The organism is Gaiella occulta (genome assembly GCF_003351045.1).
Lineage (GTDB): Bacteria > Actinomycetota > Thermoleophilia > Gaiellales > Gaiellaceae > Gaiella > Gaiella occulta.
This window is the reverse complement of sequence record NZ_QQZY01000003.1, coordinates 58,861-79,772: the sequence shown is the minus strand read 5'-3', so window position 1 is coordinate 79,772 and position 20,912 is coordinate 58,861. Positions and strand designations below refer to the sequence as shown.

17 protein-coding genes, 1 tRNA gene and 1 pseudogene are annotated in these 20,912 nt (G+C 72.3%); 1 reads left to right on the top strand and 18 read right to left on the bottom strand.

Features of this window, described 5'->3' with window-relative positions:
* Nucleotides 1–69 precede the first annotated feature (69 nt).
* Genes Gocc_RS07310 through Gocc_RS07290 form a run of 4 tightly spaced genes read right to left on the bottom strand, consistent with a single transcriptional unit; the run spans nt 70 to nt 7,270 of the window.
* Nucleotides 70–2,484 carry a phosphoenolpyruvate carboxylase gene (locus tag Gocc_RS07310; protein WP_147281212.1) on the bottom strand — a complete coding sequence of 805 codons (2,415 nt, stop codon included), beginning with the start codon at nt 2,482–2,484 and terminating at the stop codon, nt 70–72.
* Nucleotides 2,485–2,502: 18 nt separating this feature from the next.
* Entirely contained in the window at nt 2,503–3,408 is a 906-nt protein-coding gene (locus Gocc_RS07300; RefSeq protein WP_114796179.1) for a 2Fe-2S iron-sulfur cluster-binding protein, read from the bottom strand.
* A 26-nt stretch (nt 3,409–3,434) separates the two neighbouring features.
* The gene (locus Gocc_RS07295; RefSeq protein WP_114795895.1) at nt 3,435–5,297 is read right to left on the bottom strand and encodes an NAD(P)H-dependent oxidoreductase subunit E; all 1,863 of its coding nucleotides are present in this window, start codon (nt 5,295–5,297) and stop codon (nt 3,435–3,437) included.
* The gene (locus Gocc_RS07290; RefSeq protein ID WP_114795894.1) at nt 5,297–7,270 is read right to left on the bottom strand and encodes a molybdopterin oxidoreductase family protein; all 1,974 of its coding nucleotides are present in this window, start codon (nt 7,268–7,270) and stop codon (nt 5,297–5,299) included. The genes Gocc_RS07295 and Gocc_RS07290 overlap by 1 nt, the downstream gene beginning before the upstream one ends.
* A 104-nt stretch (nt 7,271–7,374) precedes the next feature.
* On the opposite strand from Gocc_RS07290, the gene Gocc_RS07285 reads away from it, so the two are divergent.
* Nucleotides 7,375–8,286, top strand: coding sequence for a LysR family transcriptional regulator (locus Gocc_RS07285; protein WP_114795893.1), 912 nt, complete (start codon nt 7,375–7,377; stop codon nt 8,284–8,286).
* Between the two features lie 175 nt (nt 8,287–8,461).
* Here Gocc_RS07285 and Gocc_RS07280 read toward each other — a convergent pair whose 3' ends face one another.
* The 14 genes and pseudogenes from Gocc_RS07280 to mrdA all read right to left on the bottom strand — a co-directional run bounded on the left by Gocc_RS07280 (nt 8,462) and on the right by mrdA (nt 20,900).
* Complete coding sequence (locus Gocc_RS07280; protein ID WP_181813454.1) at nt 8,462–8,962, bottom strand: response regulator; 501 nt, start codon at nt 8,960–8,962, stop codon at nt 8,462–8,464.
* A 139-nt stretch (nt 8,963–9,101) separates the two neighbouring features.
* Entirely contained in the window at nt 9,102–10,025 is a 924-nt protein-coding gene (locus tag Gocc_RS07275; RefSeq protein ID WP_114796178.1) for an aldo/keto reductase, read from the bottom strand.
* Nucleotides 10,026–10,124: 99 nt separating this feature from the next.
* Nucleotides 10,125–10,197, bottom strand: a tRNA-Ala gene (locus Gocc_RS07270).
* Nucleotides 10,188–10,355 (bottom strand): annotated as a pseudogene (locus Gocc_RS17080) (hypothetical protein); the annotation flags it as partial. The pseudogene Gocc_RS17080 and the gene Gocc_RS07270, both read right to left, overlap by 10 nt.
* A 48-nt stretch (nt 10,356–10,403) precedes the next feature.
* Nucleotides 10,404–10,811: a ribosome silencing factor gene (gene rsfS, locus Gocc_RS07265; RefSeq protein WP_114795891.1), complete on the bottom strand. Its 408-nt coding sequence runs from the start codon at nt 10,809–10,811 to the stop codon at nt 10,404–10,406.
* The gene (locus Gocc_RS07260) at nt 10,811–11,386 is read right to left on the bottom strand and encodes a nicotinate-nicotinamide nucleotide adenylyltransferase (RefSeq protein WP_114795890.1); all 576 of its coding nucleotides are present in this window, start codon (nt 11,384–11,386) and stop codon (nt 10,811–10,813) included. Before Gocc_RS07260 ends, rsfS begins: the two co-directional genes overlap by 1 nt.
* Nucleotides 11,377–12,573, bottom strand: coding sequence for a GTPase ObgE (gene obgE, locus Gocc_RS07255; RefSeq protein WP_114795889.1), 1,197 nt, complete (start codon nt 12,571–12,573; stop codon nt 11,377–11,379). The genes Gocc_RS07260 and obgE overlap by 10 nt, the downstream gene beginning before the upstream one ends.
* A gap of 55 nt (nt 12,574–12,628) precedes the next feature.
* Nucleotides 12,629–12,886, bottom strand: coding sequence for a 50S ribosomal protein L27 (rpmA, locus tag Gocc_RS07250; RefSeq protein ID WP_114795888.1), 258 nt, complete (start codon nt 12,884–12,886; stop codon nt 12,629–12,631).
* On the bottom strand, nt 12,887–13,324 hold the full coding sequence (gene rplU, locus Gocc_RS07245) for a 50S ribosomal protein L21 (RefSeq protein WP_114795887.1): 438 nt from the start codon (nt 13,322–13,324) through the stop codon (nt 12,887–12,889).
* Between the two features lie 89 nt (nt 13,325–13,413).
* Nucleotides 13,414–16,485, bottom strand: a complete 3,072-nt coding sequence (locus Gocc_RS07240; protein WP_114795886.1) for an Rne/Rng family ribonuclease — start codon at nt 16,483–16,485, stop codon at nt 13,414–13,416.
* A gap of 145 nt (nt 16,486–16,630) precedes the next feature.
* Complete coding sequence (locus Gocc_RS07235; protein WP_114795885.1) at nt 16,631–16,825, bottom strand: hypothetical protein; 195 nt, start codon at nt 16,823–16,825, stop codon at nt 16,631–16,633.
* 87 nt (nt 16,826–16,912) lie between these two features.
* Nucleotides 16,913–17,695, bottom strand: coding sequence for a hypothetical protein (locus tag Gocc_RS07230; protein ID WP_114795884.1), 783 nt, complete (start codon nt 17,693–17,695; stop codon nt 16,913–16,915).
* On the bottom strand, nt 17,695–18,855 hold the full coding sequence (locus Gocc_RS07225; protein WP_181813453.1) for an FtsW/RodA/SpoVE family cell cycle protein: 1,161 nt from the start codon (nt 18,853–18,855) through the stop codon (nt 17,695–17,697). The genes Gocc_RS07230 and Gocc_RS07225 overlap by 1 nt, the downstream gene beginning before the upstream one ends.
* A 23-nt stretch (nt 18,856–18,878) precedes the next feature.
* The gene (gene mrdA / locus Gocc_RS07220; RefSeq protein ID WP_114795882.1) at nt 18,879–20,900 is read right to left on the bottom strand and encodes a penicillin-binding protein 2; all 2,022 of its coding nucleotides are present in this window, start codon (nt 20,898–20,900) and stop codon (nt 18,879–18,881) included.
* Nucleotides 20,901–20,912: the final 12 nt, after the last annotated feature.

Here is a 20,912-nt window from a genome sequence, read left to right as displayed (position 1 = left end):
CGGCCGCAGCATCCGCTCGACGAGAGGCCCGCGCTCGGCGGGCCTCTCGCTTCTCTCCTCCCCGGAGTCCTATCCCGTGTTGCGGAGCGCCGCGGCGATACCGGCGATCGAGCGCAGCAGCGGCCGTCGCGCGGCCTCGTCTCCCCCGCGCCAGGCGCGCAACAGCTCAACCTGGATCGCGTTCATCGGGTCGACGTACGGGTTGCGCAGCCTGATCGAGCGCTGCACGACGGGGTGGCGGTCGAGCAGCTCGTCCGCCTCGACGATCGACAGCACCGCCTCCACCGTACGGCGATGCTCGGCCGCGAGAGACGCCCAGAAGCGGCCGGGCTCGGCCGCGGCAGGGACGAGCGACACGTATGCCTCGGCGATCTCGAAGCTCGACTTGGCGAGCGTCATCTCGAGGTTCTCGAGGAAGGCACGGAAGAACGGCCACTCGCGGTAGAGCCGGCGGAGCCGTGTGAGCCGCTCGCCCTCGAGACCGTAGGCGTGGAAGGCGGTGCCGCAGCCGTACCAGGCGGGAAGCAGGCAGCGGTTCTGCGTCCACGCGAACACCCACGGGATCGCCCGCAGCGCGGCAAGCTCGCCGGTCGCCGCCGCCTCCGGCCGCGAGACGGGCCGCGAGCCGATCTCGAGCAGCGCCAGCTCGTCGACGGGCGTGAAGCTGCGGAAGAAGCGCGGGAACCCCGGGTCGTCCCAGACGAGGCGGCGGTAGGCGGCGAAGGCCGCCGCCGAGAGCTCGTCCATCGTGTCGCCCGCGTTCGGCGGCTCGAGGCCGGCGGCGGCGGGGAAGCGCGTGAGCAGCGTCGCCGCGAGCGCCGCCTCGAGGTTGCGCTCGGCGAGCCCGGGCAGGCCGTACTTGAACGCGATCGTCTCGCCCTGCTCGGTGAGCTTGAGGCGGCCGTCGACCGCGCCGGGCGGCTGGGCGAGGATCGCCGCGTGCGTCGGGCCGCCGCCGCGCCCCGCCGAGCCGCCGCGCCCGTGGAAGATGGTGAGACGGACGCCACGCGCGCGGGCGATGCGGACGAGCTCTTCCTGGGCCCGGTAGATCTCCCACTGGGCCGTCAGCGGGCCGCCGTCCTTGCCGGAGTCCGAGTAGCCCACCATCACCTCGAGCGCCTTCCGCGGACTGCGCTCGAGCAGCTCGCTGACGAGCGCGGGCGCGCCGCGCAGGTCGTCGATCGTCTCGAGCAACGGCACGCCCTGGAGCTCGGCTCCCGCCTCGGCGGCGAGCGCCTCGGCCGCGAGGACGTCGTCGGCCGTGTGGGTCATCGAGACGATCAGGCGGTCGAGGGCGCGGGCGCCGTGCCGGCGCCGGGCACGCGCCGCGGCGGCGAGCGTACGCCGCAGCCGCTCGTCGGGCTCCCGTACCGCCGACGAATGGACGCGCACGTCGAGCTTGGCGAGATGCAACCCGAACACGAGGACGCGCCTGCGCACGTCGGCGAGCCCTCCGTCTGCCATGCGCTCGCCGCGATGCGAGCGCAGGGCCGCGTCCAGCACGTCGAGGTCGTCGAGCAGCGCCGCGCCGTCGGCGTAGGCGTCGTCGGCGAGCCGGCCCCAGATCTCGACGAGGCGTGCGCGGAACGGCTCGTCCTCGCCCCCGAGCTCCGGCACGTCGCCGAGCACGGTCGTCGACATGCCCCAGGCCGCGCCGAGCGCGCGCAGCTCCCGGCGGTACAGCTCGAGCGCGAGCTGGCGCGCGCGCTCGAGCGCGTCCTCGACCGTCTCGGGCCCGGCATTCGGGTTGCCGTCGAGGTCGCCGCCGATCCAGGTACCGAACCGCAGCGGCAGCTCGGCGTCGGGGAGCCGGTCGGCGAACGAGCGGGCGAGCCGCGGCACCGCATCCCACAGGCTCTGCTCGACGAACCACAGCCCCTGGCGGATCTCGTCGACGACACGCGGGCGCCGCGAGCGCACCTCGTCGGTCTGCCACAGGATCGTGATCTCCTCGGCGAGCGCCTCCTCGACGCGCTCGCGCTCGGAGCCCGGGAGGGCGGCGTCGTCGAGGGCGGCCAGCAGCGCCGCGATGCGCCGGTGCGCCTCGAGCACGGTACGCCGCGTCGCCTCGGTCGGATGGGCGGTGAGCACGAGCTCGACCGACACGCCCGCCGCCGCCTCCCGCAGAGCGTCGTCGCCGACACCCTCGAGACGCACGAACGCGTCGGCGAGCGACTCGTTGGGGATCCTTCGCTCGTGCTCGTACTCACGCCGACGCCGGATGCGGTGGTGCTGCTCGGCGATGTTCGCGAGCTGGAAGAAGAGCGCGAAGGCGCGGAGCACGACGGCGGCGCGGTCGAGCCCGAGCGCGGCGACGGCGTCGCGCAGCTCGTCGCGCGAGCCTCCCTCACGTGCCGCGCGCGCGAGGGCGCGCACGTGCTCCTCGTCCGCGAGCAGCTCGGGCCCCTCCTGCTCCACGAGCACGCGGCCGAGCACGTCGCCGAGCAGGCGGACGTTCGCGCGCAGCGAGGCGTCGGCAGACATGCCTCCTAGCCTACGGGGCTAGTCCGTCCCGGTGTCTCGCGCCTGCACGTGCTGGAAGCCGAAGCGACCCTTGATGCAGAGGTTGCCGCGGGTGACGTCGTGGTCGTCCGGGCTCGTCACCTTGACGATCGTGTTGTCCTGGACGTGCAGCTCGAGGTTGCAGCCGACGCCGCAGTACGGGCAGATCGTCTGCGTCACCGTCTGCTCGTCCTCGTGCCAGGCGCCCGCCTCGCGCAGCTCGTGCTCGGAGCGGAACATGAGGGCGCCGGTGGGGCAGACGGCGATGCAGTTGCCGCAGTAGACGCACGCCGACTCGGGCAATTCGGCCACGTACTCGGTGGAGATGCGGGCGTCGAAGCCGCGGCCGGCGACGTGGATCGCGAACGTGTTCTGGTACTGCTCTCCGCAGGCGTCGACGCACTTGTAACAGAGGATGCACTTGGAGTAGTCGCGCACGTAGAGGTCGTTGTCGATCTTGACGGGCACGTGCACGGTGGCGGCCATCTGGCCGTCGGGCTCGACGTGGTGGCCGGTGCGCCTGCGGTCACGCCCGGGATCCGGCGGTGCCTGCGGGCCGAACCGCTCCGGCTCGGCGGCGTAGCGCGCCAGGTAGTCGGGGGCGACCGGCGTCGTCGAGAGGTCGACCGACGAGGCGAGCAGCTCGAGGACGAGCTTGCGCGAGTGCCGCACGCGCTCGGAGTCGGTGCGCACCTTCATCCCGGCCTCGACCTTGCGCGAGCAGGCGGGCGCGAGCACGCGCGCGCCCTCGACCTCGACGACGCAGACGCGACACACGTTCGCCGGCTCGAGCGTCTCGCCGTAGCACAGCGTCGGCGTGTCGATGCCGACCTTGCGGCAGGCGTCGAGGATCGTCTGACCCTCGAACACCTTCACCGGCCGGCCGTCCACCTCGAGCTCAACCATCCGCCTCGGCGCGATCAGCTCCCCGCTCACGCTGCTCCTCCCTGGAAGACGCCGAGGCGCCCGATCGCCGACTCGATCGCGCTCGACGCGGTCTGGCCGAGGCCGCAGATCGATGCGTCGCGCATGCACTGACCGACCTCCGCGATGACGGCCAGCTCGCGGGCGACGCCGCCGTTGGTCCTGCCAGAGAGCAGCCGGGCGAGGGCCTCCTGCTGTCGCACGGTACCGACCCGGCACGGGACGCACTGGCCGCACGACTCGTTGCGGAAGAAGGCCGCGATGCGCATGAGGAAGCGGGGTAGGTCGACGGTGTCGTCGAGCGCCATCACCACGCCGGAGCCGAGGGTCGTCTTCGCCTCGCGCACACCCTCGAAGGTGAGCGGCAGGTCGAGCTCGTCGGGGCGCAGGAAGCCGCCCGCGGCCCCGCCCATGAGGACGGCCTGCAACGAACGGCCTCCGGGCACCCCGCCCGCGAGGTCGAGCAGATCGCGCAGGGTGACGCCGAACGGCACCTCGTAGACGCCCGGCCGGGCGACGTGGCCCGACAGGCAGAAGAGCTTCGTGCCCGTCGAGGACTCCGTCCCGGTCTCCGCGAACCCGGGGCCGGAGCGCAGCACGACGTCGAGCACGTTGACGAGCGTCTCGACGTTGTTGACCACGGTCGGCTTTCCGAACAGCCCTTCGACGACGGGGAACGGCGGCTTGTTGCGCGGCTCGCCGCGCTTGCCCTCGATCGACTCGAAGATCGCCGTCTCCTCGCCGCAGATATACGCGCCCGCGCCCTTGCGGATCTCGATCTCGAACGAGAAGCGCTCGCCGAGGATGCCGTCCCCGAGGTACCCGCGCGACCGTGCCTGCGCCAGCGCGCGCTCGAGCGCGCGGTGGGCCTGGGGGTACTCGCCCCGCATGTAGACGTAGCCGCGCGTGCAGTTCGTCGCATAGGCGGCGATCGTCATCGCCTCGATCACCGCGAACGGGTCGCCCTCGAGCAGCACGCGATCCTTGAACGTCCCCGGCTCCGACTCGTCGGCGTTGCAGACGAGGTAGTGCGGCTGCGCGGGCTGCCGCGCGACCGCCTCCCACTTCACGCCCGTCGGGAAGGCCGCGCCGCCGCGCCCCTGGAGCTTCGAGTCCTTCAGCTCCCGGATGACCCCCTCGGGGCCGAGCGAGAACGCGTGCCTGAGCGCGGCATAGCCGTCGTGGGCGCGGTAGTCGTCGAGGCTCGCCGGATCGACGCGCCCCACCCTGCGCAGCAGCCGCAGGCTGCCCTCGCCGAGCTGCGGCGGGATGCATGCCGGCTCGGGGCCGGCATCGCCGCCGGCGAGGAGCGACAGGACGCCGGGCGCCGCCGCCGGCGCGACGACGCGCTCGAGCGGCTCGTTGCCCGCGACGGCCAGCATCACCGCGGGCGCGCGGTCGCACTGGCCGAGGCAGGGGCTGCGGTACCACGTCGACGACCCGTCGTCGGAGAGCTCGCCCTCGGTGCCGAAGCGCTCCTCGAGCTGCGCGATCAGGTCATGGGAGCCGTGGCAGCGGCACGCGAGGTCCTCGCAGACGTGCACGACCCTGGCCGGCCGCGGCTCCACTGCGAGGAGCGCGTAGAACGTCGCCACGCCGTAGGCGTCGGCGGGTGGGATCGTCAGCCGCCTGCAGACGTAGTTGAGGCCGCCGGGACTGATCCAGCCGATGCGCTCCTGCAGCGACCACAACGTCGGCAGCAACAGGTGGCGGCGCCCGCGCGCGTCGTGCCCGCCGCGGGCGGTGTTTCTCTCCGCGCCGTCGTGACGCGCTCCACCGTCCCAGCCGCTCTCGGGTGGGCCGAGCACGTGGTCGACGGCGGCACGCTCGGCCGGCGTCTCCTCCGCGTCCGGTACGAGATGGAGGTCCATCAGCCCTCCGCCCCGACGGCGGCGGGCTCCTGCACGCCCACGGTCCCGGCGCGCTCGGGCGCCGCCGGCTTCTCGACGCGGATCGCGGCCGCCTTGAACTCCGCCGTGCCCGAGCGGGGGTCGGTGGCGTCGATCGTGAGCTGGTTCGTGTCCACCTGGTCGGGGAAGTGGAAGGTCATGAACGCGAGCCCCGGGCGCAGCGACGGGTCGATCCGCACGGGCGCCTCGACCGAGCCGCGCCGTGACGACACCCGGGCGATCTCCCCGTCTGCGAGCTCGAGACGGGCGGCGTCCTCGGGCGACAGGTCGAGGCTCTCGCCGCGGTGCAGCGGCGAGCGGTACAGACCCGACTGCGCGCCGGTGTTGTACGACTCGAGGCGGCGCCCCGTCGTGAGCCTGATCGGGTAGTCGGCGTCGAGCGCCTCGAACGGCGGCCGGTTCTCGACGATGCTGAACGGCGCGGGCGGGCCCTCCACCGGGTCGGCCCACAGCCGTGTGTGGAGGATCGGCGAGCCCGGGTGCTCCTCGTCCGGGCAGGGCCACTGCAGACCGCCGTGCTGTTCGAGCCGGGCGTAGCTCATGCCGGCGTGCATGGGCGAGAGCGAGCGCAGCTCGTCCCATACCTGCTCGGCCGTCGGCTGCCCCCAGTCGAAGCCGAGGCGCCGCGCGAGCTCCGCGATGATCCACATGTCGTCACGCGCCTCGCCCGGCGGGTCGAGTGCCTTGCGCACCCGCTGCACGCGGCGCTCGCTGTTGGTCACCGTGCCTTCGGCCTCGCACCACGACGCGGCCGACGGGAACACGACGTCCGCCATCTCCGCCGTTCGCGTCGTCACGATGTCCTGCACGACGAGGAAGTCGAGCTCGGAGAGCAGCCTGCGCGTGCGGTTGATGTCGGCCTCCGACTGCGCCGGGTTCTCGCCGATCACGTACAGGGTGCGCAGCTCTCCGCGCTCCATGCCGTGGAACATCTGCGTCAGGTGCCAGCCGTAGTGCGGGCGAATCGGAGCGCCCCACGCGGCCTCGAAGCGGGCGCGCGCCTCGTGGTCGCGCTCGATGTCCTGGAACCCGGGCAGCTTGTTCGGGATCGCCCCCATGTCGCCGCCGCCCTGCACGTTGTTCTGGCCGCGCAGCGGGTTCAGCCCGGAGCCGTAGCGGCCGACGTGACCGCAGAGGAGGCCGAGGTTGATCAGCGCGAGGACGTTGTCGACGGCGTTGTGGTGCTCCGTGATGCCGAGCGTCCAGCAGATCATGGCCCGGTCGGCGCGCGCAAACGCGTGCGCGGTCTCGCGGATCACGTGCGCCGGAACTCCGGTGAGCCGCTCCCCCTCCGCGAGCGTAAACGGCTCGACGGACGCGGCATAGGCCTCGAATCCCTCGGTGGCGCGCTCGACGAACGTACGGTTGTGCAGGTCCGCGTGGATGATCTCGCGCGCCATCGCGTTCGACAGGGCGATGTCGGAGCCGACGTCGAGGCCGAGCCAGCGGTCGGCCCACTGCGCCGAGGACGTCCGCCGCGGATCGATCACGTAGAGCCGGGCGCCGTTGTGCACGCCCTTGAGCAGGTGGTGGAAGAAGATCGGGTGCGTCTCACGGGCGTTCGAGCCCCACAGCAGGATGACGTCCGTCTCCTCGATCTCGCGGTACGACGACGTGCCGCCGCCCGCCCCGAACACCGTCGCCAGACCGACGACGCTGGGCGCGTGTCAGGTTCTGTTGCAGGAGTCGATGTTGTTCGTGCCCATCACCTGGCGCGCGAACTTCTGCGCCAGGAAGTTCATCTCGTTCGAGGCCTTCGAGCAGGAGAAGATGCCGAACGAGGTCGACGCGTCGGTCGCGCGCGCGGCGGCGAAGCCGGCGGCGGCGCGGTCGAGCGCCTCGTCCCAGCTCGCGGGGCGTAGCGCGCCCCCGTCCCGGACGAGCGGGGTGGTGAGACGTCCCTTGGGCTTCGGCATCGCGGACTCCTTCGGCATGCGAACGGTTGCCTACAGCATCGCGCGCGCGGCACGCACGGTCAAAGTGAGACGAGCGAACACATCATAGACGCGCTCTATCGAAACGGGTATCGTGCGCCCGCGTGATCGTCCGTCAGCTCGAGTACCTCGCCGCGCTCGGCCGCGAGGGCCACTTCGGCCGCGCGGCCGCCGCCTGCCACGTCACCCAGCCCACGCTGTCGGCGGGGATTCGCAGGCTCGAGGACGTGCTCGGCGTGCCGATCGTCCGCCGCGCGCACCGCTACGAGGGGTTGACGCCGGAGGGTGAGCGCGTGCTCGAGTGGGCTCTGCGCGTCCTCGCCGACGTCGACGGCCTCTACGGCGAGGTCGGCGCGATGCGGCACGGTCTTTCGGGCCGGCTGCGGATCGGGGCCGTCCCGACCTCGCTCTCGTCGGTCCCGTTGCTGACGACGGCGCTCGTTGCGCGCCACCCGGGCGTACGCGTGACGGTGCGCTCGCTCAACTCGATGCAGATCGAACGCGGCCTGCAGTCGTTCGAGCTCGACGTCGGCCTCACCTACCTCGACTCGGAGCCGCTCTCGGGCGTACGCGGGCTGCCGCTGTACCGCGAGCGCTACGTGCTGCTCACGCGCGCCGACGGCCCGCTCGGCGACCGCGACACGGTGCGCTGGCGGGAGGCGGCGGAGCTGCCGCTCGTGCTCCTGACCGAGGACATGCAGAACCGGCGCATCGTGAACGGGATCTTCCGCGAGGCGGGCACGGAGCCGCGGCCGACCGTGGAGACGAACTCGATCTCGACGCAGTACGGGCACGTGCGCGACGGCGCGTGGTCGGCGGTGATGGCGGCGGCGTGGCTGCATCTGCTCGCCGTCCCCGCGGGCATGGCCGCGATCCCGCTCGTCGAGCCGGCGACGACCCGCTCGATCGGGCTCGTGTGGCTCGACCGGGAGCCCGAGCCGCTGCTCACGCGCGCGCTCCTCGACGTGGTCCGCGACCTCGACGTCGAGGCGGCGCTGGAGCCCGCGACTGCCTGATCCCGCCGGCGGGTCAGCCGAGATCGCGGACGATGGCCGCCTCGAGCCCGGCCGTCATGAGGTCGCGACAGAGCGCCGACGCCATCACGTCGTCGAGGGTCTACGGCGAGTCGTCCGGGGTCTCCGGGGCCGCGCCGGACACGGCCCGACCGTAGGCGCGTGGCGCGGCCGGCCGTCAGCGGACCCTGCGCCAGGCGCGCCCGCGCGCGTACGCCTCCTGCTCGAGCTGCTCCGACCACTCCTCCGGGTAGCCGAGCAGCCCGAGGAGGTCGCCGATCGCGGCACGCGACTGCCTGCGGCGCCGCGCGACGACCGCGTCGCACAAGGCTCGCACGACCGCGCCCTCCTCGAAGGGCTTGCGCACGACCGATGTGGCTCCGGCCTCGACGGCCTCCTCGGCGAGGTCACGCGAGCGCCCCGTGAGCGCCACGATCGGTACGTCGCGCTCGGCCAGGATGCGGCGCGTCGCCTCGACCCCGTCGAGGCGGGGCAGGCCGAGGTCGAGCAGGATCACGTCCGGCTCGTGCTCACGCGCGAGGTCGACGGCCTCGACGCCGTCGCGGGCGTCCGCGCACACCTCGAAGCCGGCCGTCTCGAGCACGAGGCGCAGGTCGGCGCGGACGATCGGGTCGTCTTCGACGGTGAGCACACTGGTCGTCGTCGAGATTGCAGGCACGCGAACTCCTCCTTCAGTCGTCGTTCCACCGCAGGGCTCCGGCACGAAAAAGGCCCCGGACGATCCGCCCGAGGCCTCGAAGCCGGTTCCGGGCGCCTTCGACGGCACCCGGTCACCTCGTCATCGTAGCAGCGCCACGTCAGGCCCCGTCGCTCGGGCGGCCGCTGAGGGCCGCGAGCTCGCCGAGCTCGGCGGCGCTCAGATGCCGGTCGCCGGCGGCAGCATTCGCCCGGACCTGCTCGGGGCTCGTGGCCCCGGCGATCACCGAGGCGACGCCGGGGATCGACGCGAGGCCGCCGATCGCGAGCTCGAGCAGCGTGTGGCCGCGGCGCACGGCGAACGCCTCGAGCGCCTCGACGCGGTCGAAGCGCTCGGCAGCGAGCCGCTCGTCGTCCACGCCCTCGAGCCGCGACCCGGCCGGAGCGGGCTCGCCGCGGCGGTACTTGCCGGTGAGCAGGCCGCTTTCGAGCGGGAAGTAGGGGACGTAGCCGATGCCGTGCTCGAGACAGAGCGGCAGCACCTCGGCGTCGTCGTCGCGCCACATGAGGCTGTAGTAGTTCTGCACGGCGACGACCGGGCTCCCGCCTGCGGCCACGGCTGCGATCTGCGCGGCGTCGACGTTCGAGAGCCCGAGCCAGCGCACCTTGCCCTCGTCGACGAGCCGGCGCATCGCGCCGAGGGTCTCGTCGAGCGGCGTCACGCCGTCGGGCCGGTGGTAGTAGTAGAGGTCGACGTAATCGGTGCGAAGCCGGGCGAGCGAGGCCTCGATCGCCCGCCGCACGTACGCGGGCGAGCCGCCGGGGCCGTCGCCGTTCGCCCCCTGCATGTCGTTGCCGAACTTCGTCGCGACCACGACGCGGTCGCGACGAGTTCCGAGCGCCTCGCCGAGGAAGCGCTCGCTGTCGCCGAGCCCGTAGATGTCGGCCGTGTCGAAGAAGGTGATCCCCGCGTCGACGGCGGCGTCGACGACCTCGCGCGTGCGCGCGAGGTCGATCCTGCGGCCGAAGTTGTTGCAGCCGAGGCCGACCCGCGAGACGTCGAGGTCGGAGCTGCCGAGGCGCATCGTCTCCACGCGGCGATCGTACGCGACGGCGACGGCAGACCCGCCCGCGCGCCGGTTCGAACGAGCGAGAAAGCCGCCGCGCGAGGACGGGTTTCGGAATGGAGCCGAGGGGGATCGAACCCCTGACCTCCAGAGTGCCACTCTGGCGCTCTCCCAGCTGAGCTACGGCCCCACGAGCACGTTCGATTGTAGAGACTCGAGCCCGAAGTCGTCGGCCCGGTTGACCAGCTGACTCTGATTGTTCCGGGCTGGACCCAGGCGAAGAGGGATCGCCTGCCAACCGGCAACCCGGTCGGCAGGAAGGTAGAAGCAGCGGTCGAGATCCGAGCAGTAGGCCGCAACACCAACGGACGCTACGGTCTCCTACAGGGGCGACGATCAGGCGCCGGCGGCGACCTCGAGCTTGGGCACGTCGTTCCAGAGGTCCTCGAGCCGGTAGAAGGCGCGCGTCTCGGGCGTGAACACGTGCAGCACGACGTCGTTGTAGTCGGCGACGATCCACGTCGCCTCGCGCGCGCCGTCGATGGAGCGCGGCAGCAGGCCGTGGTCGCGCTTCAGCACCAGGTGCACCTCGTCGTGGATCGCCTTCGTCTGGCGTGGATTCGCACCCGTCACGACGACGAAGAAATCGGTGTAGTCGCACACCCCTCTCATGTCGAGGACGGCGACGTCAGCCGCCAGCTTCTCCTCGCAGAGAGCGGCGATACGGCGGGCCAGATCGGGTGGGGTCAGGTCGGTCAGCGTCCTCGGTCGGGTGCGCGAAGCATAGCCGCGCGTCGCGGACATCACGAGCCCCGGTACAGGCCGAGGCGCTCGATCTCGGCGGCGACCGAGAGCGGCACCAGCCCGTCGAGCGGCTCCCCGGCTGCCGCGCGGGCGCGGACGCGCGACGACGAGACGTCGCGCGGCTCGATCGGGAACAGCTCCACCCGGTCTGGCCGCGACAGGCGTCCGAGCGCCGCGTCGAGTGCCGCGTGGTCCGTCCCCGGCCGCGTCGCCACGCCGATGCGGGCGAGCTCGAGCACGCGCTCCGGCTCCTTCCACGTCGGGAACGCCGCGAACTCGTCGGCGCCGACCAGGAAGAGCGGGTCGTCGAGACCGAGCGCCTCGAGCGAGTCGACCGTGCGACCGTGCGGGTCGAGCGCGACCTCCGCCTCCTCGAGCGGCGCGAATGCGAGCTCCGCGAGAAAGAGGCGGACCTGTGGCGCGGTCTCGACGTCCTTGTGGCCGGGGTCGGCGACGACGCGGACGAGCAGCCGCTCGAGCCGGAAGTGCCGGATCGCCTCCTCGGCGAGCGCCACGTGCCCGACGTGCGGCGGGTCGAATGCCCCGCCGAGGATGCCGACGCCTCTCACTCCCACTCGAACACCTCGTCGCCGATCTCGACCTCGATGCCCTTCCTGACGCCCGCGGCGCGCAACGCCTCCTCGAGCTCCGCGCCCTCCGGCGCAGCACCGACGACGCGGAAGCCGCGGTCGGTACGCAGCACCCGGAAGCGGCGCCGCTGCGGCGGCTGCGGCCGGTACTCGAGGAACTCCGGCAGCTCGGGCGCGACCTCGACGTCCGGCTCCGGAACGGCCGGACAGAGCGCGAAGAGCATGCGCTTGAGATCGTCGATCCCCTGCCCGGTCGCGCACGAGACGCGCGCCACGCCGACGATCCTCTCGTCGGCAACAGCGAACGGGGCCGGCTCCGTGAGCAGATCGGCCTTGTTCAGCACGACGAGCTGCGGGCGCTCGTCGAGCCCCGCCCCGTACTGCGCGAGCTCGGCGTCGATCACGCGGAAGCGCTCGCCGGCGTCACCCTCGGACGCGTCGATGACGTGCAGGAGCAGTCGCGCGCGCTCGAGGTGGGCGAGGAACGCGTGGCCGAGGCCGATTCCCTCGCTCGCCCCCTCGATCAGGCCCGGGACGTCGGCGACCGTGAGCTGGCGCCCGTCCGGGCCGTCGACCGTGCCGAGCACCGGCTGCAGCGTCGTGAACGGGTAGTCCGCCACCTTCGGCCTCGCGTTCGAGAGCCGTCTCAGGAGCGACGACTTGCCGGCATTCGGAAGGCCGGCGCAGGCTGCGTCCGCCATCAGCTTGAGGCGCAGATCGAGCTCGCGGCTCTCGCCGAGCAGGCCCGTCTCCGCGAAGCGGGGCGTCTGCCGGATCGGCGTCGCGAAGTTCGAGTTGCCACGCCCCCCGGAGCCGCCGCGCGCCACGACGACCCGGGCGCCGGCGTGCGCCAGGTCGGCGACGAGCGTTCCGTCCGCCACGTCGGTGACCTGCGTGCCGACGGGTACGGCGAGGACGACGTCGTCGCCGTCGGCCCCGTGCTTGCGGGTGCCACGGCCGTTGCCACCGCGCCGGGCGTCGAACACCGTCTTCGAGTGGAACGCCGACAGATCACGAAGGTCGGCGTCCGCGACGAGCACGACGTCGCCGCCGCGACCGCCGTCGCCACCGTCGGGCCCGCCTTTGGGGACGTGCTTCTCGCGGCGGAAGCTGAGCCCGCCGTCGCCGCCGCGACCGGCCTTCACGCGTATGCGTGCACGATCCTGGAACATCGTCTCCGCCGCCTCCGGCGCTCGAGGCTCCGTGCTGGAAGAGGCGCCGCCGGCGTCAGCCGGCGATCTCGTTGACCGAGATGAACCGCTTCTCGCCCGAGCGGCGGAACTCGACGACGCCCTCGCGCATGGCGAAGATGGTGTCATCGCGTCCCAGGCCGGCACCGGGCCCGGGGCGGAACTTCGTCCCGCGCTGGCGCACGATGATCATGCCGGCCTTCACCTTCTGGCCGGCGAAGATCTTCACGCCGAGCCGCTGCGCGGCGGAGTCACGACCGTTCTTCGAGGAGCCGAGGCCCTTCTTGTGCGCCATCTAGCTCTCCTCCTCCTTCACCGGCTCGGCAGCCGGAGCGTCGACGTCCTTCGGCGCGGCGGCACGCGCCCTGGCCGTCTTCGGCTTCTCCTGCGCGGGTGCGGTGCCGGTCATCGCGGCCGCGGCGCGCGCGGCCCTGGCGCCGATCGACTCGATCTCGATCTGGGTCAGCGCCGCTCGGAAGCCGGTGTGGCGCTTGTAGCCGGTGCGCTTCTTGTACTTGCCGATGCGGATCTTGGGGCCGCGCTGCTGCCCGACCACCTTCACCGTGACGGTGACGTCCTCGGGCGACAGCTGCGTGCCGCCGTCGCCGCCCACGAGGAGCACGTCCGGCGTGAACGTCTTGCCGTCCTCGGTCGCAAGCCTGTCCACGAGCAGCCGTTCGCCCTCGCGGACGCGGTACTGCTTGCCACCGAGGGAGATGATCGCGTAGCTCATGGGAGATCAGGCTCTCGAGAGATCGGGTTGCATACGAGGAAAACGCGGGCAGGCGCCCGCGAGCCTCGCAATTGTAGCGAAAGCCGACCCTACCTGCGGTCGAAGTCGTCGAGCCACTGCGACATCGGCACGTAGCCGTCGGGTGCGGCAGCCGCAGCCGGCTCGGCCTCGATCTCGTCCTCGATCTCGTCCTTCGCCGCGGCCTCGTCCAGAACGGTGTCGCCGACCACGGGCTCCACACCGGCGGGCTTCGCCGCAGGCGCGACGCCGGGCTCGCCGTCCGCCTCGATGCCGTCCACACCCGCAGCGGCAGTCCGCTTTGCCCGGCTGCGGCCGCCGCGACTCCCGCGTCGCGTCCGCTTCTTCGCCGGCACGTCGCCGGCGAGGGCCTGCACGCCGCGGTCGGCAGCACCGTCGTCGGCCTCGTCGGCCTCGTCCGCACCCTCCGCGACGGCATCGGCGACGGCCTCGTGGAGCACGTCGACGTCCGCGACGCCGATCGGCGTGCGACCATCGTCGGGCACGTGGATCCTGGGCGCACGCCGCCGACGCGCGGGCACCGACGGCGCGACGGAAGCGGCCTCGTCCCGGGCGGACGCAAGCTGCTGCGGAGCGGCCTCCGGCCCCTCCGCGAGCGCCGAGGTCGTGTCGAGGTCGGCGCTCCCGCTCCCGCTCTCGGCCCCCCCGTCGTCGCCTGCGCCCTCGGTGCCGTCGCCGGCCGGCTTCTCGCGCCGCCGCCGGCCGCCCCGCGAGCCGCGGCGCGTGCGCTTCTTCGGGCGCTCGACGCCGTCGCCGTCGAGCCCGGTCTCGAGCTCACCCTCCCCGTGCTCGTCACCTCCCTCGTGCGACCGGAGCTCGGCGTCAGCGCCGGCGGGCTCGTCCTCCTCGACGAGCTCGCCGTCGGAGAGGTCGCTCGACGCGGGCTCCTCGACGGACACGGACTTCTTCCGCGCCGGAGCGCGCGTCGGCTTCTCGGCCTCGCTCTCGAAGGTGATCGGGCCGGCGGCCTCGGCGGCAGCCTCGGCGGCGAGGGTGGCGAACGCCTGCCCCTCGAGCACCTTGCCGATCACGACCGGGGCCTTCCTGCCGACGAGCCTTGCCGCGTCGGCGACGATCACGTCGATGCCGTCCAGCTTCCCGGCCGCGGCGGTCGCGTCGTGCAGGCCGACCTCGACGAGCTTGACCTCGACCGTGTCTCCCTCCGCCACCGGCGCGGCCGGCTGGAGGTCGGCGAGCTTGCCCTCGGCGAGCACGTCGAAATGGTCCGTGTGCACGTGCCCGCCGGCCGGAACGAGGAAGAAGCTGCGGCGAGCGGCCTCCTCGATCGCGCTGAGACGGGCGCCGCCCGCGCCGGCGACGAGCGCGAGGATGCGCGGGTGGACGGCGACCTTGTAGGCCTGCACGCGGCTGCCCGGGGTGGCCAGCGCACGCAACCGGCGCTCGATCTGCATGGCGACGGTCTGATCCGAGACGACGATGCCATCGCCGGCGCACGTCGGGCACTTGCGCGTGAGGATCTCGCGCGGGCCGTCGGTGACGTTCTGCCGCGTCATCTCGACGAGCCCGAGCGGCGAGATCTCCACCACGTAGGTCTTCGTGCGGTCGCGCTCGAGCTCGACGCGCAGCGCATCCTCGACGGATGCCCGGTTCTTCGGGTTCGCCATGTCGATGAAGTCGATGACGATGATCCCGCCGATGTCGCGCAGACGGAGCTGGCGCACGACCTCCTTGACGGCCTCGAGGTTGTTCTTCGTGATCGTGTCCTCGAGCCGCTGGCTCGAGCTCTTGGAGCGCGAGCCGACGAAGCGGCCGGTGTTGACGTCGACGACGGTGAACGCCTCGGCGTAGTCGAACACGAGGTAGCCGCCGGAGGGTAGATCGACACGGCGGTCGAGCGTCGAGGCGATCTCCTTGTCGACGCCGGAAGCCTCGAACAGCGGCTCCCTCTCCTTGTAGCGGTGCACGCGCTCGACCATGTGCGGCGACGTCTTCTTGAGATAGCTCACGATCCGCTTGTACGTGCGGTCGTTGTCGACCTGCGCCGAGACGAAGTCGCCGGCGAACAGGTCGCGCACGATGCGCAGCGGCAGCTCTGCCTCCTGGTACACGAGGTCGGGCGCGCGGGCGCCCTTCGCACGAGCCTGGATCGTCTTCCACAGCCGCTGCAGGAAGACGAGGTCGCGCTCGATGTCCTCGGCGGAGGCGCCCTCGGCGGCCGTGCGCACGATCACGCCGCCTTCCTTCACATCGAGGCTCCTGATGATCTCCTTCAGGCGTGCCCGCTCGGCATCCTCGAGGCGGCGCGAGACGCCGAGGCCCTCGCCGTTCGGGACGTAGACGAGGAAGCGCCCCGGCAGGGAGATCTCGGTCGTCAGGCGGGCGCCCTTCGTCTTCATCGGATCCTTCACCGCCTGTACGAGCAGCTGCTCGCCGCGCGAGATCAGATCCTGGATCTTCTTGCCGTGGTGACGCTTGCCCTCGAGCTCGGGCACGACGATCTCGTCGACGTAGAGGAAGCCGTTCTTCTCGAGGCCGATCTCGACGAACGCAGCCTCCATGCCGGGCAGCACGTTGTCGACGACGCCGAGGTAGATGTTGCCGGCGATGGAGCGACGCTCGGGCCGCTCGAGATAGACCTCGGCGACCCTGTCGTCCTCGATCACCGCCACACGCTGCTCGCCCACGTCGACGGAGATCAGCAGCTCGCGCTTTGCGACCGGAAGCGGCGCGCGGCGCGGCGGCTGCCGCCGGCGCTGGCTCCCCTGGCTGCCCTGACGGCGCCGGTCTGCGGCGCGCTCTGCGCGCTGGCTGCGCTGCTCCGTCTTCTCGCGGGGCTGCTCGGGCTTCTCACGGGCGGGCCTTGCCGCGACCGTCTGCACCGTCACGGCGTCGCCTTCGCTGCCCTCCGACGCGGCCGTCGCTCCCGGCTTCTTCCGTCCGCGTCCGCCGCGGCTGCCGCGACGTCGCTTCTTCTTCGGCGCCTCGCCCTCTGCAACAGGCGCGGTCGCCTCCTCGGGCTCGTCGGCCTCCTCCGGCTCAGCCGGAGCGGCGGCCTCCGTGACAGCGCTCCGTGGCGCCTCCTGCTCGACCTTCGCTTTTCTCCTGCGGAACCAGGGCAAAGAATGCTTCTCCTCGCTGTAGCGCGCGCGGGCGCTGGGCATCCCACCGGGAAGCCGGCCTCGCGCTGCGGATGTCGAAAACCATGGCCATGCTCAACTGGGCCTCGCATGCAGCCTATCAGCGCCGCCGCCCTCCGTTGAGACGACGGTCGCACGGCGGCCCCGGGGCGGGCACCCGGACACGGGCCTATGCGGCGGCGGGACGCAGGCGGGAGCGCCGGGCGCCCACCGCTCGGAGTCGCTGGTTGAGGCGGGCCCACGCCCACGGCTCGACTTCGGCGTAGCGCGCCTCCGTCTGGCCGCGCGTCGCCTCCAGGTATTCGAACCAGGCGTCTGCCTCCTCGATTTGCAGCAACTCCTCCGCGAGCTCCTTGTCGGCCACGTGCGCGTCCTCCCTCGCCTGTCGGGTCGGCTGCGATCCTAGGACCCGGGGCGGACGGAGGCCCTGACGCGGCCCCGGAAGACCGCCTCAGACGCGCGTGCGGAGCTCGCCGAGCGCGCGCGTGCCCGCGTAGGCGAGAGCGGCGGCGGCGAGCGGCCCACGCACCGGGAGCCGCCGGTAGAGCGAGCGCAGCGCGAGACCCGTGCCGAACGAGGCCGCCACGGCCGGGCCCGCTGCCGTCGCGAGCGCCTGCGGGTCGCGCGGCAGCGTGCTGCCCGCCGCGACGCCGAGCTCGAGCAGCATGCGCGCCTGGGCGAGCGTCAGAAGCGGCAGATGGGCCTCCTCGACCCAGGGCGCGGCGGCGACCGCGGCGCCGGCAAGCGCCGCACGTCGCACGAGGCGGTGCTCGACGTGCGGGCGCAGGGCAGGCAGGCGCCGTGCAAGGGCGGCGGCGTCGCCGCCGCCGACCGCGCGGGCGAGGGAGCGCGCGACGCGCTCGGCCAGGGATCCGTCACCGTCGAGCTCGATCGTGTCCTGGGGCAGGACGTACGGGATACGGGAGGCGGAGCCCGTCCTCGGCCTCCCCTCGCGGCCGACCACGACGAGCAGCGGCACGCCGGCGCGCGCGGCGCGGCGCAGGAAAGCCACATCGGCCTCGGTCGGCGCGCCGTCGACGATGCGCACGGCGGCCGCCGCTGCCGCCGGATCTCCCTCGACGGCAACCGCGCCCGGGTCGCCGCCGGCTGCGAGGGCGGCCGCCAGCTCCCGTGCGCGAGGGCCCGCGAGCGCGACCCGGGCCACATGCCGCTCGAAACCGCGGGCGTCGCGGACGACAGCGACGACCTGCCCGATGCCGACGCCGAAGGGCATCAGCGGGCACCGGCGAGCCTGCCGCGGGCGTGGATCGCCTGCAGCACGCCGACCGCGAGCAGGTTCGCGACCATCGACGACCCGCCCACGGTGACGAACGGCAGCGGGATGCCGGTCACGGGCGCGATGCCCATGGTCATGCCGACGTTGACGAAGACCTGGAACAGGAACGCGAACACGATGCCGCCGGCGACGACGGCACCGTAGAGATCCCCCGCGACCGTGATCACACGCAGCCCGCGCCAGACGACGAGCAGGTAGAGCAGCAGCAGGATCGACGTCCCCAGGAAGCCGCGCTGCTCGCCGAACGAGGCGAACACGAAGTCCGTCGCATGTTCGGGGAGATAGTCGAGCCGGGTCTGGCTCGCACCCTCGACGCCGCGACCGGAGAGCCCGCCCGCCCCGACCGAGGTGATCGACTGGGTGACGTTGTAGGTGAGCCCACCGGGGTCGCTGTCGGGGTTCGTGAACCCGGTCAGGCGCGCCGTCTGATACGGCTTCAGCACCTCGACCCCTGCCGCCGGCAGCAGCCAGAGCACGCTCGCGACGAGAAGGACGCCCGAGACGGCGAGCATGCTGAGATGGACCCAGCGCACGCCGGAGACGAACAGCACGGCCCCGAGCGCGGCGCCGTAGACGAGCGCGGTGCCGAGGTCGGGCTGCAGGAAGACGAGCAGCATCGGCCCGGCGCCCAGGCCGATCGCGCTCATCACGGTGCGAAGCCCCCCGATTCTCGTTCCCCTCCCGACGAGGAAGCCGGCGATCGCGAGCACGAAGAAGAGCTTGCCGAACTCGGAGGGCTGGAACTGGAACGGCCCCAGATCGATCCAGCGTTTCGATCCGCGCACGGCCTCGGCCACGGCGAACACGAACACCATCACGCCGATCGTGGCGCCGTAGACGGCGCGCCAGTGCCGGCGGTAGAGGTCGACGGGGACGACGACGGCGGCGACCATCCCCGCGAGACCGAGCGCTGCCGCGATCGCCTGCCTCCTTACGAAGTAGCCGGGATCACCCGCGACGTCGAAGCGCGTGATCCCCGAGATCGCCCACAGCCCGTAGCCGACCAGCACGAAGACGGCGAGCAGCAGCAGCCAGTCGAGCCGGCGCAGCGCCGCACCCAGATCGGACGCATCGGCCGTGCGCGGCCGCAGCGTCACGGGACGTCGTCGCGCGTCGGCGATCAATCGACGTTCACCAGGAGCTGCGCGCCGCTCTTGACCCTGAAGTATTTCTCGAACACCTTCAGCGCGGCCGGCGCCGCGGCGGACGACCCGAAACCGCCGTTCTCGATCACGGCGCAGACGACGAGCCGCGCGTTGTCGGCGGGGCCGTAGCCGCACCACCATGACTGGTCCTCGATGTGCCCGGGCGGGTATCCCGGCAGGTTGACGACCTTCTCGGCGGTTCCCGTCTTGCCCGCGATCGGGACGGGGAAGGCGCCGAAGACGCCGGACGACGTGCCGTCCTTCGTGTGCGTGGCGGCGTAGAGTCCGTCGCGTACGGCCTGCAGCGCGCCGGGATCGACCCCCGCGTCCCGCGGCGGATCGGGCGTGAACTGCTTCAGCGTCACGGGCGGCTGGCCGTTCGCGCCGGGTTGCTCCACGCCCGAGACGAGATAGGGGGTGACCAGCTTGCCGCCGTTCGCGATCATCGCGTAGAAGCGCGCCATCTGCAGCGGCGTCACGGTGACGTCCTTCTGCCCGACCGCGAGCTGGATCGAGTCGCCGGGGTTCCAGGCCCGGTCCCACGCCGTCTTGAAGTGCTGCCTGCGCCAGGCCGGCGTCGGCACGATCGTGTCGCGCGTCTCGTTGCCGATGTCGAGCCCGGTCGGCTGTCCGAAGCCGAACTTCGTGGCCCACTCCTGCAGGCGCGAGCGGAACGCACCTCCCTGCTCGTAGAAGCGGTTGCCGACGGTGTAGAAGTACGTGTCGCACGACGTGGCGAGCGCTTCCGCCAGCGTCATCGGCTTGTTCACGTTCGGGTTCCAGTTCTTGAACTTGAACTTGTCCTTGCCGTAGGTCGCCGTGGGCGTGCACTGGATCGATGCGTACGGGGACAGGAGGTGTTCCTGCATGGCGGCGAGCGCGGTCACCGGCTTCCACGTCGAGCCCGGCGGGTAGGCGACCTGGATGACCCGGTTGAGACCCGGGAAGTTCGCCCGCTTCGCGGCCGCGTCGTCGACGAGCGGGGCGATCTTCTGGGGGTCGATGCGACCGACGTAGACGGACGGCTTGTACGTGGGATAGGAGGCCATCGCGCGCACGGCTCCGTCGCGGGCGTCGAGGGCGACGATGGCGCCGCCGTTCGCGTTGTAGGACTTGTTCCGGCGCGCGAGCGCGACGCCGTAGCGCAGGGCGCGCTCGGCTGCGCGCTGCAGGCCGATGTCGATCGTCAGACGCACGGCATTGCCGGGGCTTGCGACCGTGCGCGGCTCGAGCGCGCTCTGCGGGCGCCCGAGCGAGTCGACGCGGATCTGCGCGGCGCCGGGCTTGCCGCGGAGGTACTCGTCGTAGGTCGCCTCGATGCCCGCCTTGCCGATCTTGTCGCCGCCCCGGTAGTCGAGCTTCTGCCGCCGCGTGCGCTCGAGCTCGTCGGGAGAGATCTCGCCGATGTAGCCGAGCACCTGCGCGCCGAGCGACTGGTACGGGTAGTCGCGCAGATACGTCTGCTGGACCTGCACGCCCGGGAACTCGGACTGGTGCTCGAACAGGTAGTTGACCTGGTCCTCGTGCACCGCCGTCTTGACGGTGATCGGCGTGAGCGGGTCGACCCGGCGGTCGTCGACTTCCCTGGCGAGGCGGTCGACGGGGACGTCGAGCACGGACGCGAGCCGCTTGATCATCGCGTAGCGGCCGACCTTCTTCGGCATGTCGCCGACCCAGAGCTTCACGGCGGTGCCGGGGACGTTGCCGACGATCACCTTGCCGCCCGCGTCGAGGATGGGACCGCGCGGCGCCTCCACCCGGATCGTGCGCAGCTGGTTGTTCTGCGCCGCGTTCAGGTACCGGTCGCCCGAGAGCACCTGCAGCGACCACAGGCGGATGAACAGGACGGCGAACACCGCGATCGCCACCGCGCCGAGCACGCCGACGCGTACCGCCAGTCCGGGCGTGAGCCGGTAGGGCGCCGCCACCGACGGGTCGGGGGGAAGGAAGCGCGGGGACGCGTTGCGCCGCTCACCGTAGGGCGTGGTGGAGCTCACCGCGGCAGCCCG